Annotated in this window: 17 protein-coding genes; all 17 read left to right on the top strand. The window is 63.9% G+C overall.

Annotation, left to right across the window (positions count from 1 at the left end):
* Window positions 1-1,241, top strand: a 1,241-nt coding sequence (locus tag M3P27_08620) for an Rne/Rng family ribonuclease (protein MDP9268370.1), incomplete at its 5' end; no start/stop codon positions are given.
* An 87-nt stretch (window positions 1,242-1,328) separates the two neighbouring features.
* A complete protein-coding gene (locus tag M3P27_08615) occupies window positions 1,329-2,495 on the top strand; it encodes a DUF4118 domain-containing protein (GenBank protein MDP9268369.1) in 1,167 nt (388 codons plus the stop codon).
* Window positions 2,492-3,190 carry a response regulator transcription factor gene (locus tag M3P27_08610; protein ID MDP9268368.1) on the top strand — a complete coding sequence of 233 codons (699 nt, stop codon included), beginning with the start codon at window positions 2,492-2,494 and terminating at the stop codon, window positions 3,188-3,190. The genes M3P27_08615 and M3P27_08610 overlap by 4 nt, the downstream gene beginning before the upstream one ends.
* A 72-nt stretch (window positions 3,191-3,262) precedes the next feature.
* Window positions 3,263-3,544 carry a hypothetical protein gene (locus M3P27_08605; protein MDP9268367.1) on the top strand — a complete coding sequence of 94 codons (282 nt, stop codon included), beginning with the start codon at window positions 3,263-3,265 and terminating at the stop codon, window positions 3,542-3,544.
* A complete protein-coding gene (locus tag M3P27_08600; GenBank protein ID MDP9268366.1) occupies window positions 3,541-5,847 on the top strand; it encodes an APC family permease in 2,307 nt (768 codons plus the stop codon). Before M3P27_08605 ends, M3P27_08600 begins: the two co-directional genes overlap by 4 nt.
* A 191-nt stretch (window positions 5,848-6,038) precedes the next feature.
* Window positions 6,039-6,209: a hypothetical protein gene (locus tag M3P27_08595; protein ID MDP9268365.1), complete on the top strand. Its 171-nt coding sequence runs from the start codon at window positions 6,039-6,041 to the stop codon at window positions 6,207-6,209.
* Between the two features lie 341 nt (window positions 6,210-6,550).
* Entirely contained in the window at window positions 6,551-6,784 is a 234-nt protein-coding gene (locus M3P27_08590; protein ID MDP9268364.1) for a helix-turn-helix domain-containing protein, read from the top strand.
* A 9-nt stretch (window positions 6,785-6,793) separates the two neighbouring features.
* Entirely contained in the window at window positions 6,794-7,849 is a 1,056-nt protein-coding gene (locus tag M3P27_08585) for a pilus assembly protein PilM (protein ID MDP9268363.1), read from the top strand.
* Window positions 7,846-8,475, top strand: coding sequence for a PilN domain-containing protein (locus tag M3P27_08580; protein MDP9268362.1), 630 nt, complete (start codon window positions 7,846-7,848; stop codon window positions 8,473-8,475). The genes M3P27_08585 and M3P27_08580 overlap by 4 nt, the downstream gene beginning before the upstream one ends.
* Window positions 8,476-8,502: 27 nt before the next feature.
* Complete coding sequence (pilO, locus tag M3P27_08575) at window positions 8,503-9,156, top strand: type 4a pilus biogenesis protein PilO (protein ID MDP9268361.1); 654 nt, start codon at window positions 8,503-8,505, stop codon at window positions 9,154-9,156.
* A gap of 18 nt (window positions 9,157-9,174) precedes the next feature.
* Window positions 9,175-9,756, top strand: a complete 582-nt coding sequence (locus M3P27_08570) for a hypothetical protein (protein MDP9268360.1) — start codon at window positions 9,175-9,177, stop codon at window positions 9,754-9,756.
* Window positions 9,757-9,910: 154 nt separating this feature from the next.
* Window positions 9,911-12,343, top strand: coding sequence for a type IV pilus secretin PilQ (gene pilQ / locus M3P27_08565; GenBank protein ID MDP9268359.1), 2,433 nt, complete (start codon window positions 9,911-9,913; stop codon window positions 12,341-12,343).
* A gap of 68 nt (window positions 12,344-12,411) precedes the next feature.
* Complete coding sequence (locus M3P27_08560; protein MDP9268358.1) at window positions 12,412-13,533, top strand: Xaa-Pro peptidase family protein; 1,122 nt, start codon at window positions 12,412-12,414, stop codon at window positions 13,531-13,533.
* Window positions 13,534-13,578: 45 nt separating this feature from the next.
* Complete coding sequence (gene accB, locus M3P27_08555; GenBank protein MDP9268357.1) at window positions 13,579-14,061, top strand: acetyl-CoA carboxylase biotin carboxyl carrier protein; 483 nt, start codon at window positions 13,579-13,581, stop codon at window positions 14,059-14,061.
* A 31-nt stretch (window positions 14,062-14,092) separates the two neighbouring features.
* Entirely contained in the window at window positions 14,093-15,514 is a 1,422-nt protein-coding gene (gene accC / locus M3P27_08550) for an acetyl-CoA carboxylase biotin carboxylase subunit (GenBank protein ID MDP9268356.1), read from the top strand.
* Between the two features lie 17 nt (window positions 15,515-15,531).
* Entirely contained in the window at window positions 15,532-16,212 is a 681-nt protein-coding gene (gene thiE, locus M3P27_08545; GenBank protein MDP9268355.1) for a thiamine phosphate synthase, read from the top strand.
* Between the two features lie 104 nt (window positions 16,213-16,316).
* On the top strand, window positions 16,317-17,831 hold the full coding sequence (locus M3P27_08540) for an amino acid permease (protein ID MDP9268354.1): 1,515 nt from the start codon (window positions 16,317-16,319) through the stop codon (window positions 17,829-17,831).
* The last annotated feature ends 17 nt before the right edge of the window (window positions 17,832-17,848 follow it).

Genomic DNA, 17,848 nt, shown 5'->3' with positions numbered 1-17,848 from the left:
GTGGTGGACGCCGCAACATCCAGAGCGCGGGCCGTCCGCAGATCAACGAGTTATTGAAAGAAGGCCAGGAGATCCTGGTGCAGATCGCCAAGGAGCCGATGGGCAAGAAAGGCGCGCGCATCACCAGCCACATCGCGCTGCCCGGACGCTTCCTGGTGTACATGCCGACGGTGGCGCACATCGGCGTCTCACGCAAGATCGGTTCGGATGAGGAGCGCCAGCGGCTGAAGCGCATCCTGTTGAGCGAGCGCGACGAGAGCAAGGCGCACGGCGGATTCATCGTGCGCACGGCGGCGGCGGGCGCGAGTGAAGACGATCTGCGCGCCGACATCCGCTTCCTCGTCAACCTGTGGAACGAGATCAAGCAGCGCGCGGAATCGGGCAAGGCGCCGGCGCTGATCTATCACGACCTCAACCTGGTGGAGCGCGTGCTGCGCGACCAGGTCACGCAAAACTTCTCGCACCTCTGGGTGGACAACGAGGCGGAGTACGAGCGCGTGCTGCGCTTCATCGGGCGCTTCCAGCCCTCGCTGGTCAAGCGCGTGAAGCTCTACACCAAAGACACGCCGCTGTTCGAGGCGTTCAACATCCAGGAAGAGATCAACAAGGCGCTGAAGTCGAAGGTGTGGCTGAAGTCCGGTGGCTACATCGTGATCAACCAGACGGAAGCGCTGGTCGCCATCGACGTGAACACCGGCAAGTACGTGGGCAAGACGGGGCGGCTCGAAGACACCATCGTGAAGACGAACGTGGATGCGATCAAAGAGATCGTGCGGCAGATACGGCTGCGCGACCTGGGCGGCATCATCGTGATCGACTTCATCGATATGGATGAGCGGCGCAACCGGCAGAAAGTGATGCAGGCGCTGGAAGAGGCGCTGCGGTCGGACCGCGCGCCCTCAAAAGTCCTGCAGTTCAACGATTTCGGATTGGTGGCGATCACGCGCAAGCGAGTGAAGCAATCGCTCGAGCGCACGCTGGGCCAGCCCTGCGTCTATTGCACCGGCACGGGACTGATCAAGTCGGTGACGACGGTCTGCAACGAGATCTACGTCGAGATGCGCAAGATGGCGAAGACGATGGACAAGTCGGATATCATGCTGCGCGTGAATCCCGAGGTCGGCAAGGCGCTGAAAGCCACTGGCGCGCGCTGGCTGCAGGAGATGGAAGAGCTCACCAAACGCACGGTGATCGTGCGTACCGATCCGACGCTGCACCAGGAACAGTTCGATATCCAGTAACCAGTGGTCAAGATAACCGTAGTCACGGAACGGTAGTCACGGAACGGTAGTCACGTAACAGTAGTCACGGAACCCAGCAGCGCCGCCATGGCGCAGACCTTTTCCACTCCGTGGAAGTACCTCTCGGCGGCCGCAACCGTTGCGGTCGCCGTCCTTTTGCTCATCGCGGTGCGGGCGCACATTGATGTCAACCTCACCACCGCCGCGCTCCTGCTGGTGGTGGCGGTACTGCTGCCGGCGCTGTACTGGGGCAGCGGGCCGGCGCTCGCGGCTGCCCTGCTCGCACTGCTCTCGTTCAACTACTTCTTCATCCCGCCGATCCACAGTTGGGCGATCCGCGATCCGGAAAACCTGGTCGCGTTCGCCGTGTTCACCATCACCGCCGTCACCGTGGGGCAGCTTTCTTCCCGCGCGCGGCGCAAAGCCGAAGAAGCCGAGGCGCGGCGGCTCGAGATCGAGCGCCTGTATGAGGAACTGCGCAAGGCTTTCGAGCAGGCGAGCGAGGCGGAGACGCTGCGCCGCAGCGAGAAACTGAAGACCGCGCTGCTCGACGCGGTGACGCATGACTTGCGCACGCCGCTGACCTCCATCAAAGCGGCGGCGACCACGCTGATGGGCAGCCTGAAGGCGGGCGGCATCGACGAAGAAGGCGGGCGCGAGTTGCTTTCGGTGATCGACGAGGAGAGTGACCGGCTGAACCGCTTTGTGGAAGAGATGATGGAGCTGGCGCAGATCGAGGGTGGACACCTGTTGCTGCGGCGCGCGCCGACGGCGGCGGCGGAGATCGTGAACGCCGCGCTCGACCGCGCGGCCAGCGTGCTGGCGACACATCCGGTCGAGGTCGCGATCGCGGACCGGCTGCCGCTACTGCAAGTAGACGCGGCGTCGATCGCGGGAGTGATGTTCGAGCTGCTCGAGAACGCGGCGCGCTACTCGCCGCCGGGGGCGCCGATAGTTGTTTCCGCGAATCAGTCCACCGCGGATCGCGTCGAGCTTGCCGTGGCGGATGAAGGCGCAGGCATCGCGCCGGAATATCGCGAGCGCGTGTTCGAGAAGTTCTTTCGCGCGCCACGTCCCTCCGGCGACAAGCTGGGGTTCGGTGTAGGCTTGGCGATCGCCCGCGGCATCGTGGAAGCGCATGGCGGCAAGATCCGCGCGGAAGCCGGCGTTGGTTTCGGGACCAACGGCCGCGGCACCGTCCTGCGTTTCACCGTACCGTGCGAACGAACCCCGGGCGAGCGGAGCGAAGCATGACGACGGAACGCAAAGCGCGCATCTTAGTCGTCGACGACGAGCCGCAGATCCTGCGCGTGTTGCGCCGCGGACTCGAAGGCCAGGGTTTTGAGGTCGCGACCGCGCCTGACGGCGAGAGCGGGCTCGACGTGTTCAAGGCGTCCGCCTTCAACCTGATCGTGACCGACCTGCGCATGCCCGGCTTGGGCGGCGCCGAGCTTTGCGGACGCGTGCGACAAACCTCCACCGTCCCCATCATCGTGCTTTCGGTGAAGGGTGACGAGACGACCAAGGTGGCGGCGCTGGACGCGGGCGCGGATGACTACGTCACCAAGCCCTTCGGCATCGAGGAACTGCTGGCACGCATCCGGGCGCTGTTGCGGCGCGCGGTGGCGGCGCCCGCAACGCTGCAGGCGCCGCTCGAGGTGGGCGACTTCAAAGTGGAGCCCGACCAGCGGCGCGTCACCGTCCGCGAGCGCGAGTTGCACCTCACGCCCAAGGAATACGACCTGCTGACCTTCCTGATCTCGAACCACGGCCGCGTGCTCACGCAGCGCGCCATCCTTACGGCGGTGTGGGGAGCGAACAGCAGTGAGCAGTCCGAATACCTGCGGGTGTTCGTAGGGCAATTGCGGAAGAAGATCGAGAAAGACCCACGCCATCCGAAGCACCTGCTCACCGAGCCATGGATCGGCTACCGCTTCGACCCGGCCTGAGCTTACACACTCTTTACGGACTCTTTGGGCGCGGCTTACGCGCCCACCGCCTCGCGCTCATAGCATGACGCTGTGGCCGCAGAGCTGATCGGCGCAGTGACGCTGCTGTTGTTGGTGCCCGCGGTGTGGCTGGCGCGGCGGCTCAAGGACCGCTGGCTCGGCGGTAAGGCAGCGGCCATGCGGCGCGAGCGTTACGTGCTGGCACTGCTCCTGCCCGAACTTCCCCGGCGAACGGGCGCGGCCACTCTGGCGCGTCCGTTTTCGCATGCACGGCGTCAGTCTTTGCGGCAAACGGCCTCGTCGAGCGCCTCTCTGCGCGCAGCTCATCGCCAGGCGGAAAAGAGGAACCAATGAGCGATGCGATGACGCGCACGCCGCCGGTGCCGCGTGACGCTACCTCACGTATCCCAACCCGTCCCGCCGTCCCGGTATTCGTAGCGACGACGGTCATGCTGTCGTTCATCTCGTTCTGGCGCGCGGCGGCCATCGTGCTCTCCGATCTGGGATCGTCGGCTTACTACGTCGGCGGCGACACGGAAAAGGTGATTGGGAAGTCCGCGCCCTGGTTCGTCTTGGCGGTCATGCTGTTCAGCTATGCGGTGCGCTCGGTCTACATCGAGTCGAGCACCATGTTCGTGCGCGGCGGCGTGTATCGCGTGGTGAAAGAAGCGATGGGCGGCACGCTGGCCAAGCTGTCTGTTTCGGCGCTGCTGTTCGATTACGTGCTCACCGGACCGATCAGCGCGGTCTCCGCCGGGCTCTACATGGCGGGCCTGGTGGAAGACGTGAGCGTGCACCTGGGTCGTCCCATCCACGTGCCGGCGAACGCGTTCGCCGCCGGCTTCGCCGTCCTGGTGACGCTGTACTTCTGGCGGAAGAACACCCAGGGCATGCATGAATCGAGCACGAAGGCGCTGTGGATCATGGGCATCACCACGGTGATGGTGGTGATCCTGATCGGGTGGTGCCTGGTGACGCTCGCGCATACCGGCGTACATCTGCCGCCGTCCCCGCGGCCGGCGAACATGAAGCTCGACCACGGATTCTTCGGTTGGCTCGACGGTACATGGCTCAGCCGCCTCACGCTCGTGATCGTGCTCGCCGGCTTCGGACACTCGGTGCTGGCGATGAGCGGCGAGGAAACCCTGGCGCAGGTGAATCGCGAGATCGAAAGCCCGAAACTGAAGAATCTGGAGCGCGCCGGGCTGGTCATTTTTCTTTACAGCTTGCTGTTCACTTCGCTGGTGTCTTTCTTCGCGGTGATGATCATTCCAGACGAGGTGCGTCCGCAATATTTCGGCAACCTGATCAGCGGGCTGGCGATGTACATGGTGGGGCCGTACACGCTGAAGCTCCTGTTCCAGGGGTTCGTGGTCATCGTGGGCGTGTTGATCCTGGCGGGCGCGGTGAATACGGCGATCGTAGGCTCGAATGGGGTACTCAATCGAGTCAGCGAAGACGGCGTGATGCCGGCGTGGTTCCGGAAGCCGCACCGTCGCTATGGGACGAGCTACCGGCTGATCAACCTGATCGTGGTGCTGCAGGTGCTGACCATCGTGCTCAGCGGCGGCAACGTGTTCATCCTCGCCGGGCTGTACGCCTTCGGCGTGATCTGGAGCTTCGCGTTCAAGGCGCTGGCGGTGCTGGTGTTGCGCTACAAGAACCGCGAGGCGCGCGCTTTCAAGGTCCCCGGGAATCTTTCCATCGCCGGCAAAGAGGTCCCACTCGGGCTGGCGCTGATCACGCTGGTGCTGTTCCTCACCGCGCTGGTGAATCTGTTCACCAAGCCGGACGCGACGATGGCCGGCATCGGCTTCAGCGCGGTGTTCTTCGGCGTGTTCTGGGCGTCGGAACACTGGACGGCGAAGCAGCGCCAGGGCGGCGACTCCGAGCACCTGGAGCAATTCCGGGTGTACAGCAATCCGCAGCTCTCGGGCGAGGTGCTGCAGGTGCGGCCGGGGAACATCCTGGTCGGCATCCGCGACCCGCGGAACCTCGAGTACCTGCGGCGGGTGATCGACGAGACCGACACCACGCGGCAAGACGTCGTGGTGATGACGGCGCGGCTCTACCACCGCGAGCACTCCTTCGGCGGCGGTACCAGCTATGAGACGCGCGAGATCTTCGATCACTACGAGCAGCAGCTTTTCACCGCCGTGGTCACGGTGGCGGAGAAAGCGGGCAAGCCGGTGTCGTTGCTGGTGGCGGCGGGCTCGAACGTGTTCGACACCATCATGCTGACGGCGCAGACGCTGCAGTCGGCGAAGGTGGTCTGCGGATATTCCAACAAGCTCTCGCCCGACGAGCAAGGCAAGCTGACCGGGGACGCTTGGGAGCGGTTGCCGGAGCCCAAGCCTCGTCTGACGCTCGAACTCGTCGCGCCCGATGGGCGGGTGCGCGAATACAACCTGGGTCCGCATGAGCCGCGGCTGCGTCCGCAGGACGTGGAGCTGCTGCACGGCCTGTGGCTCGAGGTGACCAAGGAGCCGCAGTACGCGAGCGTGCACCACTACCACATCGTGGCGCTGGCGCTCCATAAGCTGCAGGCGGAGCTCGACGGACCAAAGCGGCAGTCGGTGTTGGCGGCGCTGGAAGAGACGGCGGAGAAGCCCGTCGAGGCGAGCGCGCTGGTGGGAGAGACCCCGGAGGGGCGATGAAGGCCCGCATGTTCATTGCGGTTAGCGCTGTTCGCGGCTTTCTGCGCCGCCGGCGCCGGAACACAGTCCGCGCCGCCGGCCGCGCCACCGGCCGAAGAGTTGACTAAGCGCGAGCAGACGCTGCTCGAGCGCGTGGAAGAGCTGGAAAAGCGGCTGGCAGCGGTCCGAGTACAACCACCGCGCGGGCGAACGTGCCTTACTTCGCCGTCCCCGGAGGCGTGACGCCGGCGGGCGGCAATACCGGCCCGCCGGGCTCGCTGGTACCGGGATTCACGCCCGATCTGCGCCCGGAAGAACGCCGTCTCACCGTCGCATTCCTGCTCAAACTGCAGCGCCGCCGCTGGGGCGAGCGCAGCGGGTGAAAAGGTGACGTACACCTAACCGGCGACGTGCTGTCTTAGTAACTCCTCCGACAATTTTCTGCATCATGTGCATTAACACCACAGTATCTTGTGGTTGTCGCCAACATGGACCCCAAGATAGGCCATTTTCGCACCAAGGTACATCGGCCAAATTCCCGAAAAACCCGAAGAAACCGGAAGAAAACCAACAACTGTGCTTGACACTCAGGGGAGTAACGCTGGTATAACTCGCGCACTGCAGTCTTCCCCCCGAGAAAGCAGAGGATTTCCTCCTCACGGCCCGGTCAGATCGTGTCCGCCAGTGGGCGGGCGCGAAACACTGTGGAAGGGGCTAGGCATTTATGGCAGATTCGCGTGAAGTGATGAACATCCGGCAAGCGTCGCAGTATTTAGGCGTGAGTCCGGACACGCTTTACAAGTACGTATACGAGGAAAAAATCCCTGCCTTCAAGCTCGGCAACCGCTGGAAGTTCAAGAAGACGATCTTGGATTCCTGGATGGAACGCAAGAGCATGGTCGGGGAAGGTCGCGGGAAGAAGAGGCCCAAAGCCGCGCGCGTGGCGGCGGGGCACTGAGGAACTGATATGGGTTTATTCGGCGGCGCAAAAACGATCGTCGGCCTGGACATCGGCTCCAGTTCGATCAAAGCGGTCGAACTGCGGAAGACGAAGGGTGAGATCCAGGTAGCGCATGTTGGGCTGGAGCCTTTGGCTTCCGACATCGTGGTGGATTCCATGATCGTGGACTCGGGTTCGGTCTCGAGCGCGATCGGCAAGATCTTCGCCACGGCGGGGATCAAGACAAAATCGGTGGCGACCTCGGTGAGTGGCCACTCGGTGATCGTGAAGAAGATCTCGGTATCGCCGCAGAGCGACGAAGAGCTGGCAGCCTCGATCCAGACGGAGGCCGCGCAGCACATCCCATTCGACATCGCGGACGTGAACATCGACTACCAGGTGCTGAATCCGGACGAAGGCGGTCCGCAGATGGACGTGCTGCTGGTGGCGGTGAAGCGCGACAAGATCCTGAACTACACCAACGTGCTCTCGCTGGCAGGCAAGGCGGCTTCGGTGGTGGACATCGACGCGTTCGCGCTGCAGAACTGCTACGAGTACAACTACGAACCCGCGCCGGGCTCCACCGTGGCATTGCTCAACCTGGGCGCCAGCGTCATGAACATCAACATCGTGAAGGGCACCACGCCGCTGTTCACTCGCGACGTGTCGGTGGGCGGCAACCAGTACACCGACTCGCTGCAGAAGGAACTCGACCTCAGCTTCGACGACGCGGAAGCGCTCAAGCTGGGCAAGAAAGTCGGCACGGTGAGCGAAGACGCGAAGATGCCGATCCTGCAGCAGGTGACTGAGATCATCGTGCTCGAGATCCAGAAGACGTTCGACTTCTTCCGCGCGACCGCGGCCGGCGAGCACATCGAACGCATCTACCTGGCCGGCGGTTCCTCGCGCGTGCCCGGGCTGCTCGAAGGGCTGCGGCAGGAATTCTCGCTGCCGGTCGAGCTGCTGAACCCGTTCCAGAAGATCGGCTACCCGGCGAACGCCGCGGAAGCCGAACTGATCGACCAGAATGCCGGACAGCTTGCGGTAGCAGTGGGCCTCGCTTTGAGGAGCTTCCCGTTATGATCCAGATCAATCTACTTGGACTGCCGAAACCGAAGAAGGGCAAGCGCGCGGCGGCAGCGTCCGTTGCCGGCGAAGGTCCGAATCCGATGGTGCTGATCATCGTGGTGCTGATCCTCGCGATCGGCGCGCTCGCCGGCTGGTGGTGGAAGGTCGGCAACGACAGAAAGCGCATCGACAAAGAGATGGTAGCGGCGCAGAAGGAAGCGCAGGAGCTGGCGCTGGCCAAGTCGAAATACGACGAACTCGAAGCGCAGAGCAAGATCTTCGATCAGCGGGTGAAAGTGATCGACGACCTGCACGCGAAGGCTGCCGGTCCCAGCGACCTGCTGCAGATGATCGGCAGCACCATCCACAGCACCGACGGGGTGTGGCTGAACACGCTGAAGGAAGAGGGCCGCAACATCAACATCGACGGTTCGGCGTTGAGCGTGCACCAGGTCGCCACGCTGATGAAGAACCTGCAGAGCACCGGATACTTCCGCTCGGTCGAGCTGAAGGAAACGGCGCAGGATCCGCAGGTGAAGGATATGCAGCAGTTCAACTTCACTCTGGTTTGTGAACGGGTCGACAAGTCGCAGCCGCAAGGCCCAGCGACAGCGCCGGCCGCGGGCGAGAAGAAACTGTAGCTCTTTGGGACGGTACATATGGCAAGCATGAGAGAAATGTCGATGCCGGCGCAGTTAGGGATCGCGTTCGTGATCGCGGCCGCCATTCTGGGACTGGGCTACTGGTTCGGCCTCAAGCCGATGATGGAAGAGAACGCAACCGCACAGTCGGCGCTGAATGAGCAGAAGAAGCAGAACGACAGCCTGCGCAGCTTCAAGGCGAGGCTGCCCGAGCTCGAGGCCAAGATCGCTAATTACAAGCAGCAGATCGAGATCCAGAAGCGGTTCGTGCCCGACGAGAAGGAAGCCGACCAGTTCATGCACATGATGCAAGACACGGCGCAGTCGGCGGGAGTAGAGGTGCGGCGTTACACGTCGAAGGGCGTGAGCACGCACGACTTCTACAGCGAGCTGCCCTTCGAGATGGACATCGACGGGCCGTACTACTCGGTGCTGAACTTTTTCGAGCGGACGGCGAAGCTGGACCGCATCATCAACATCTCCGCCATGAAGATGGCGTCGCCGAAGCGCTCGAGCGACGCGGGCGTGAAGGGCAAGTTCGACTACGCGCCGAACGAGTCGGTGGTGGCCGGCCTCACCGCCACGACCTTCTTCTCGCATGAACCGGCGCCGAAGCCGGTAGGGACTGCAACGGGGACGACTCCGGGCGCGACTCCGGCCGCGACACCGGCAAAGAAGTAACAGGGATCAGGTGACGGTATGAAAGCGATTGCAACCATCTCGACGATGATCATGGCGGCCGGAATGGCCGCGGGGCAAGCCACGGCTTACAAGCCGGCAGCGCCCGCCTCGCAGAGTCCGGCAGCGAAAACGACCACCACCCCCGCGGCGAAGCCGGCGGCGGCGGCCAAGCCGGCTGTGGCTGCAAGCAGCGCGAAGGCCAAGCCGTCCGCGGGCCAGTCGACGGACAGCGCCAAGGGCCGGCGCGATCCCTTCATCAGTCCGGTGGTCGTGCGCCTCGGCTCGGGCGGGCAAACCGCCTGCAGTACCGGCAAGCGCTGCCTGATCATCGATCAGCTCGCGGTCGAGGGCGTGGTCTGCAGCCGCCTGGACATGCGATCGCAGGTGCGGGCCGGGCAGCCGCACAAGTGCCTGGAGTGGATCGCGGTGGTCGGCAATCCCGCGAAAAAGATTTATTACGTGCGCGAGAATGACGCGCTGTACGACGGTTATGTAGCGCGCATCACCAGCGACTCGGTCGTCTTCCGCCAGAACGTGGTCGACTCGCTGGGCAAGTCGGTGCAGAAGGAAGTAGTGAAGCGCATAGCGCCGTCGGCATAAAAGTTTGAAGACCGCCGGCACGCAAGCGCCGGCGGAGCAAGTGCACCACACAATCCGGGCCGAACCTAGGGCAGTCAGGGCTAATTCTTAAGCGGCAGTAGTAAGGAAGCCGCGCACGGATAGGGCGAATGCCGCATCCGTGAGGAGAGATAAGATGAGGCTGAAGCAACTGCTGTGCATATTACTGTTGTCGGTCGTGTGCGCCACGACCGCGGCAGCCGCCGGTACGCAAATGACGGACGTCTCGTTCGCCACTCAGGGAGCGACCACGACCGTCACCATCCGTGCCACCGGCGCGTTCACGCATACCGAGTACCGTCCCACGGACACGTTGTTGCTGGTCGATATGACCGGGGTGTCAGCGGCGAAGCTCGACGGACGCATGCAGAAGGTGCAAGCGGCCGGCGTATCTTCGTACCGTGTGCTGGGGTACAAGGGCGTGGGCGGCGCTGACGTCGCGCGTTTGGAGATCACGCTCGCCCCTGGGGCAGTGGTGAGCTTCAGCGAAGGCGCTGACGGGTTGGCAGTCCATGTCAACGCGTCCGAGCGCTCCTACGGTCCGGCGGAGGCTGCAAGGCCTTCCGCCCTCGAGACGGTGAAACGCCAGGCGCAGGCCGATCCGTCGCAGACCGTGGCCAACAAGACAACCGAGACGAAAGCTGCCAGGGCCGCCATGCCGGTCACGGTGCGCAACGTCGGCGTGACCCGCCATAACGGCGAGGTCGCGGTCGAGATCGTCTCCAGCGGAGCGATCCAGCCCAAGGCGATGAAGCTGACCGGGCCGGACCGCGTCGTCATCGATCTTCCCAACGCTGTTCCCATGGGCAAAGGGCGCGAACTCGCGGTCGGTTCCGGCGACATCAAGAGCGTGCGCTATGCGCGCTTCCAGATGGATCCGCCGATCACGCGCGTGGTCGTGGACCTGAAGTCGGCACAAGACTTCGAACTCACCCCCGTGGGCAACAAGCTGATGCTCACCTTCCATGCTCCGGCGGCAGTGGCCAAGCCGGCGGCGGCGACCGTGCCGTCGACCGTGGCTGCTGCGACGAAGCCGGCGGAGACGAAGCCGGTAGAGACGCTAGCGGCGGCCACTCCGGCGACCCCCGCCGCGGCACCAGGCGCGGCGCGTTCGTTCGTGAGCGTGAACCTGGATGGCGACAGCTCGGAAGAGACTCGTCCGGCGGAGCGGGCGACCCAGGCGGCGGCGAAGTTCACGCCGACGAGCCTGGAAACGAACCCCTCAGGCATGCCGACGACGGCGTCGTTCAAGGCGCAGCCGGCGGTCAACCTCTCGGCCATGCAGGCGGCGAACCCGCCGCAGCTGCCGGCGGCTGGTCCGCAGAGCTGCTCGCGCGCGCGCTACTCGGGCGAGCCGGTCTCGGTGAACCTGAAAGACGTCGACCTGAAGGATTTCTTCCGCCTCATCCACGAGATCAGCGGCTTGAACATCGTGCTCGACCCGAACGTGAAGGGGTCGGTCACGCTGGTGCTCGATGAAGTGCCGTGGGACCAGGCGCTGAACATCGTGCTCAAGAACAACGGCCTGGAGTGCGAGCTCGAAGGCAACGTGCTGCGCATCGCTACGCTCGACACCTTGAAGAAGGAAGCCGACGCGCAGCGCCTGCAACGCGAAGCCAAGGCGCTGGCGGTGCCGAAGGTCACGCAAACCATCTTCCTGAGCTACGCGCATGCCAACGACCTGGTCACGACCATCAAGAAGTTCCTTTCACCACGCGGCGAAGTCATCGCCGATCCGCGCTTGAACGCGCTGATCATCGAAGACATCCCGAGCTACCTGCCTCCGGTGAACGCGCTCATCAAGCAGCTCGACTTCAAGACCCAAGAGGTCGAGGTGAGCGCCCGCGTGGTCGCAGCGACGCGCAACTTCGCGCGTGCGTTCGGCATGCAGTGGGGCTTCCAGGCGATCGGAGTCTCTGGGCATGGCACTGCCACCACGACGGTGGGGGGCGCGCCGCAGACCGGAATCAGTCCGCTGAGCGCGATCCCGCTGTTCAGCAACTTGCCGGTGACGGCGACCAGCGGCCTCGGTGTCTCTTATGCTGACGCGAACATCAAGCTGGACGCTATCCTCACCATGGCCGAGTCCCGCGGCTTGATCAAGATCCTGTCGCGTCCGAACGTGGCCACGCAGGACAACATCCCCGCCCTGATCGAGCAAGGCGTGAAGATCCCGGTGGTAACGGGTTCGCAGCTGGGCGGTCCGCCGACCACGCAGTTCGTGGACGCGCTGTTGCGCCTTTCCGTGACGCCGCAGATCACGCGTGAGAACACGATCTTCCTGCAAATCGAGATCGAGAACACCACGCCTGACTTCAGCCGTGTGCCGCAGAATAGTAGCTCTCCGCCTTCGCTCTTGACCCAACACGTCAAGACGCAGGTGCTGGTGACCGACGGTGGCACCATCATGCTGGGCGGTGTCATCCGCACCACGAACTCGATCGCGATCAACCAGGTGCCGATCCTCGGGAGCATCCCGATCCTGGGCAACCTGTTCAAGAATCGCTCGGTATCGACGGAGACGCAGGAGCTGCTGTTCTTCATCACTCCGAAGATCATCCAGACATAACGACCTAACGCACTACCAACCGAGAGCCCCCGCCAACCAGCGGGGGCTTTCACTTGCCGATTACAATCATGCCCATGGTCATGGTGCACGACTATCCCGGTCGCCGGAAGAAGCTCGCAGCACAGATGGCGGCCGCTCACCTCGACGCCTGCCTGATCACGCACCTGGCGAATGTCCGCTACCTCTGCGGCTTTACCGGCAGCGCGGGGGTGCTGGCGTTGGCGCGGGTAGAAGACGGCGCCCAGGCCGCCTTCTTCACCGACGGCCGCTACACCACGCAGGCACGGGAAGAGATCAGGGGCGTCAAGGTAGTCGTAGGGAAGCGTCCTGCGCTCGTCGAAGCCATGGACTGGTTGAAGCGGCAGAGGGCCCGGCGGATCGCCTTCGAAGCCGAGCATCTTTCATTCGCAACCCAGCGGCACCTTGCGTCGGCGACCTCGAAGCCGGCGAAGCTGGCTCCCACTTCGGGTCTGGTCGAGCGTTTGCGGAGGGTGAAAGAGAAGGCAGAGATCGAACAGATACGCGCAGCGGTGCTGCTGGCCTCCGGACTATTCGCGGGTGTGCTGCGCACCATAAAGCTGGGGTTCAAGGAACGGGTCACAGAAGCTGACGTTGCTGCCGAGCTGGAGCATGCCGCGCGCCGCGCCGGCGCGCAGGGAATGTCGTTCGAGACGATCGTCGCTTCCGGCTTCCGGTCCGCTCTGCCGCACGGCAAGGCTTCCGCGCAACCCATTCAGCGGGATGGATTTGTCATCCTCGACTTCGGTGTTATACTCGCCGGTTATTGCTCGGATATGACGCGCACCGTGCACGTGGGCGCCCCGAGCAAGCGGGATTCCATGCTGTACCACGCCGTCCTGGACGCACAACTGGCAGCAATAGCAAAGGTGAGTCCGGGCCGAACGGTAGCCGAAGTGGACCAAGCGGCCCGTTCGACACTGCGAAAAGCGGGGTTAGCCCGCTTCTTTACCCACTCTACAGGCCACGGAGTGGGACTTGAGATCCACGAGCCTCCGCGCATCGCCAAAGGGCAGGTGGAGAAGCTGCTCCCCGGGATGGTCATCACAGTGGAGCCGGGCGTGTACCTGCCGGGAGAGGGCGGGGTCCGGATCGAAGACATGGTTGTCGTGACCGAGGACGGGTGCGAGGTGCTCACCCCCACTACCAAGGAGCTGATCGCACTCGAGTAGCTGTTCCGGACGACCGGCACGCCCACGGCGTGCCACGACACGAAGATGAACCAAAAGGAATTAAAGGAACTCATCGAGTTCCTCATCGAGAAAGACATCGCCGAGTTCGAGCTCGAGCGTGGCGACGTGAAGGTGCGGGTGAAGCGCGCCAGCGAGCACGTGGCGCCGCCGCCGCAGATGGCGTTCGTCCATCACGCGCCCGCGCCGCCGCCGCTGCCCGAATCCTACGCCACGGCCACACCCAACGTTGCACCGCCGGCGGCAAAGATCCCTGCGGTCGAAGAAGACTTGAACCTGGTGAAGTCTCCCATCGTGGGGACGTACTACGAATCGCCCTCGCCCGGCTCACCGCCGTTCGTGAAGGTGGGCGACACGGTCGAAGCCGGCCAGGTGCTGTGCATCATCGAAGCGATGAAGCTGATGAACGAGATCGAGTCTGACGTGGCCGGAGAAGTGGTGAAGAAACTGGCAGCCAATGGCCAGCCGGTCGAGTACGGCCAGCCGCTGTTCGCCATCCGGCAGAAGTAGTCCTGTTCCAGCAGGCCTAGGTCCCCGCTGAATGTTCAAGAAAGTCCTCGTCGCCAACCGTGGAGAGATCGCGCTGCGGGTGATCTGCGCCTGCAAAGAGCTCGGCATCCGCACGGTGGCGGTCTACAGCGAGGCCGACCGCAACTCGCTGCACGTGAAGTTCGCGGATGAAGCCATCTGCATCGGACCGCCGCGCTCGGCGGACAGCTACCTCAACGTTCCGGCGGTGATCAGCGCTGCCGAGCTTTCGAACGCCGAGGCCATCCATCCCGGCTACGGCCTGCTGAGCGAAAACGCCAACTTCGCGGAGGTGTGCGAGACCTCGCACATCAAGTTCATCGGACCGCCCTCCACGGTGACGCGCCTGATGGGCGAAAAAGAGAAGGCGCGGATGGCGATGAAGAAGGCCGGCGTGCCCATCCTGCCTGGGTCAGACGGCGTGATCGAGAGCGACGCGGAAGCGCTGGAGTGGGCGGAGGAGATCGGATATCCGGTCATCATCAAAGCATCGGCGGGCGGCGGCGGGCGCGGCATGCGCGTGATCAGCGCGGCGGACGAGTTGCCCCAGCTCTTCATCGCGGCACAGGCGGAGGCCGCGGCGGCCTTCGGCAACGGCGCCCTGTACATGGAAAAATTCATCGAGCGGCCACGGCACATCGAGTTCCAGGTGCTGGCGGATGCGCACGGCCACGTCATCAGCCTGGGCGAGCGCGAGTGCTCCATCCAGCGGCGGCACCAGAAGCTGCTGGAGGAATGTCCGTCGACGCAGATCACGCCGCAGATGCGCAAGGAGATCGGCGACCGGCTGGTGAAGTCGCTCTCCAACATCGGTTACCAGAACGCCGGCACGGTCGAGTTCCTGATGGACGAAGACCGCAAGCTGCACTTCATCGAGATGAACACCCGCATCCAGGTGGAGCATCCCATCACCGAGATGGTGACCGGCATCGACCTGGTGAAGAGCCAGATCCTGATCGCCGCGGGCGCGAAGCTGGGCGACATCGTGAAAGGCCCGGTCGAGATGCGCGGACACTCGATCGAGTGCCGCGTGAATGCGGAGCATCCCGAGAAGTTCACGCCGTCGGCGGGGAAGATCACCGTGTTCCACGTGCCCGGCGGAATGGGTGTGCGCGTGGACACCGCCGCTTACGCCGAGGGCGTGATCCCGCCCTACTACGACTCGCTCATCGCCAAGCTCATCACCCACGGCAAGGACCGCGATGAGGCCATCTCGCGCATGCGGCGCGCGCTCGATATGTTCATCGTGGAAGGGATCTTTACCACCATCCCGCTGCACAAGAAGATCATCACCGATCCCGAGTTCTACGCCGGACGCTACGACACCAAGTTCATGGAACGCTTTCTGGCAAAGAAGGAAGACAAGAAGCAAGACAAAAAGCGCGAGAAGAAGCTCGACGAGAAAGATCCGAACCAGGAAGCGCTGCCCGCCTGACCCTCGCCATGCAAAAAATGCAGCGACCTCTTCTGCTCCCGCGGCTCTACCCCATCATCGACGCCGGCCTGTTTGTAGATGAAACGCCTGCAGATGCAGGGTTCGCCGGTGAAAGCGACGCCGCGCTCGCCATCGCGCGCTTTGCCGAACAGCTCCTGGCCGGGGGCGCGACGCTGATCCAGTACCGGAACAAGCAGGGAAGCGCCCGGCAGATGCTCTCGCACGCGCGTGAGCTGCGGCGAGCCGCTGCGGGCGTGACAGCGGGCGTGACCCTGGTGATGAACGACCGCGCCGACTTGTGCCTCGCCGCCGGATTCGAGGGCGTCCATGTGGGGCAGGATGATGTATCGCCTGCTGGGGCGCGCATGGTCGTTGGTCGCGGGCGTTTGCTCGGCGTTTCGACGCATGATCCCGAACAACTGGCGGCAGCCGACGCGTCCGACGCCGATGTGGACTATGTCGCTATCGGGCCGGTGTTTGCTACGTCTACGAAAGAGCGTCCGGACCCGGTGGTGGGACTCGAAGGCGTACGCCGGGCACGCGCCGCGACGCGCAAGCCGCTGGTCGCGATCGGCGGCATCACGCGCGGGAACTGCCGCGCGGTCATCGAGGCGGGCGCCGATTGCGTGGCGGTGGTGAGCGACCTGTTCGCGCAACCGCGGGCCGCGACGGAAGACTTTTTACGGCTTCTGCGGTAGGGTTTCATGATCTTCGTCTCGTGGATCAGGAAAAGAGGACTGTGGCGACCGAAGGTCAACACGACGTTCAAACCAGTGACGCTGCGGCGCAAGACGCCGGGCTGGTGAAAGGCATCGGCCTCACCAGCGCCACCACGCTGGTGATGGGTTCGATGATCGGTTCGGGCGTGTTCATCGTCTCCGCCGACATCGCCCGCCTCACCGGCTCGCCCGCGCTGCTCATCGCGGCGTGGGTGGTCACCGGGTTCATGACCATCGCGGCGGCGCTTGCCTACGGCGAGCTCGCGGCCATGATGCCGCACGCCGGCGGGCAGTATGTCTACCTGCGGGAATCGCTGGGGCCGCTGTGGGGGTTCCTCTACGGCTGGACGCTCTTTCTGGTGATCCAGACGGGGACGATCGCCGCCGTGGGCGTCGCCTTCGGCAAATTCCTCGGCGTCTTCTTTCCCTCCGTCTCGTCCAGCCACTGGCTGTTCGGCTTGCACTGGCACGCGCCGAAACTGGTCATCGGCCCGGTGGAACTGGGAGGCATGGAATTGGGCCTGAACACCGCGAACCTGGCCGCCATCGTCATCATCGTGCTGCTCACCGCGGTGAACGTGTTCGGAGTGAAGACGGGCGCGATGGTGCAGAATATCTTCACCTTCGCCAAGACCGCCGCTCTTCTGGGACTCGTCCTCTTCGGCATCTTCATGGGCGCGAACGCGCAGGCGATCGCGGCTAACTTTACGGAAAGCGCCTTCTGGAAGAATTTCTCCTGGGGTGCGACCTTCCCGGTGACGGTGGGCGCGAGCGGGACCATCGCCTACGTGGGCATCTTCACCATCATCGCGGTGTCGCAGGTGGGCTCGCTGTTCTCTGCCGACGCGTGGAACAACGTGACCTTCACCGCGGGCGAGATGAAGGATCCGCGGCGCAACCTGCCGCTGGCGCTGGCCATCGGCACCGCGACGGTCATCCTTTTATATATCGGCGTCAACTACATCTACCTGCGAGAGCTGCCGCTGGCGGGCAGCCCAACGGCTCCGCTCACGGACTTGCTGGCGCGCGGCATACAGTACGCGCCCGAAGACCGCGTGGGCACGGCGGTGATGCAGGTGATGTTCGGCGCGTCGGGGGCTGCGCTGATGGCGGCGGCTATCCTGGTCTCGACCTTCGGCTGCAACAATGGCCTCATCCTCGCCGGCGCGCGGGTCTACTACGCCATGGCGAAAGATGGATTGTTCTTCCGCTCGGTCGGGAAGCTGCATCCGAAATACAAGACGCCGGCGGTATCGCTCGGCGTGCAGGCGGTGTGGACGTGCCTGCTCTGTCTTTCCGGGACGTATGGACAGTTGCTCGACTACATCATCTTCGCGGTGCTGGTGTTCTACATCCTGACCATCGCCGGGCTCTTCGTGCTGCGGGTCAGGCGGCCGGATGCGGAGCGTCCTTATAAGGCCTTCGGATACCCGGTGCTGCCGGCCATCTACATCGCGATGGCGCTGTTCATCGACGTGGTGCTGTTGCTCTACAAACCGCAGTACACGTGGCCGGGTTTGGCCATCGTGCTGTTAGGGATTCCTGTATATTTCCTGTGGTCGCGCAGGTCCTCCGCCCCGGCAGCAGCGCGGGCGTAAACGGGAGCACAGAAGAC

It is taken from the genome of Acidobacteriota bacterium, from assembly GCA_030774055.1.
In the GTDB taxonomy this organism is placed as follows: domain Bacteria; phylum Acidobacteriota; class Terriglobia; order Terriglobales; family Acidobacteriaceae; genus JACPNR01.
This window is presented reverse-complemented; position numbering and strand designations above follow the sequence as displayed.

What these genes read in the sequence shown, in the direction of transcription:
- M3P27_08615 (MDP9268369.1), top strand. Translation starts at nt 1,329, where the DNA reads ATGGCGCAGACCTTTTCCACTCCGTGGAAGTACCTCTCGGCGGCCGCA.
- M3P27_08610 (MDP9268368.1), top strand. Translation starts at nt 2,492, where the DNA reads ATGACGACGGAACGCAAAGCGCGCATCTTAGTCGTCGACGACGAGCCG.
- M3P27_08600 (MDP9268366.1), top strand. Translation starts at nt 3,541, where the DNA reads ATGAGCGATGCGATGACGCGCACGCCGCCGGTGCCGCGTGACGCTACC.
- M3P27_08590 (MDP9268364.1), top strand. Translation starts at nt 6,551, where the DNA reads ATGGCAGATTCGCGTGAAGTGATGAACATCCGGCAAGCGTCGCAGTAT.
- M3P27_08585 (MDP9268363.1), top strand. Translation starts at nt 6,794, where the DNA reads ATGGGTTTATTCGGCGGCGCAAAAACGATCGTCGGCCTGGACATCGGC.
- M3P27_08580 (MDP9268362.1), top strand. Translation starts at nt 7,846, where the DNA reads ATGATCCAGATCAATCTACTTGGACTGCCGAAACCGAAGAAGGGCAAG.
- pilO (MDP9268361.1), top strand. Translation starts at nt 8,503, where the DNA reads ATGAGAGAAATGTCGATGCCGGCGCAGTTAGGGATCGCGTTCGTGATC.
- M3P27_08570 (MDP9268360.1), top strand. Translation starts at nt 9,175, where the DNA reads ATGAAAGCGATTGCAACCATCTCGACGATGATCATGGCGGCCGGAATG.
- pilQ (MDP9268359.1), top strand. Translation starts at nt 9,911, where the DNA reads ATGAGGCTGAAGCAACTGCTGTGCATATTACTGTTGTCGGTCGTGTGC.
- M3P27_08560 (MDP9268358.1), top strand. Translation starts at nt 12,412, where the DNA reads ATGCCCATGGTCATGGTGCACGACTATCCCGGTCGCCGGAAGAAGCTC.
- accB (MDP9268357.1), top strand. Translation starts at nt 13,579, where the DNA reads ATGAACCAAAAGGAATTAAAGGAACTCATCGAGTTCCTCATCGAGAAA.
- accC (MDP9268356.1), top strand. Translation starts at nt 14,093, where the DNA reads ATGTTCAAGAAAGTCCTCGTCGCCAACCGTGGAGAGATCGCGCTGCGG.
- thiE (MDP9268355.1), top strand. Translation starts at nt 15,532, where the DNA reads ATGCAGCGACCTCTTCTGCTCCCGCGGCTCTACCCCATCATCGACGCC.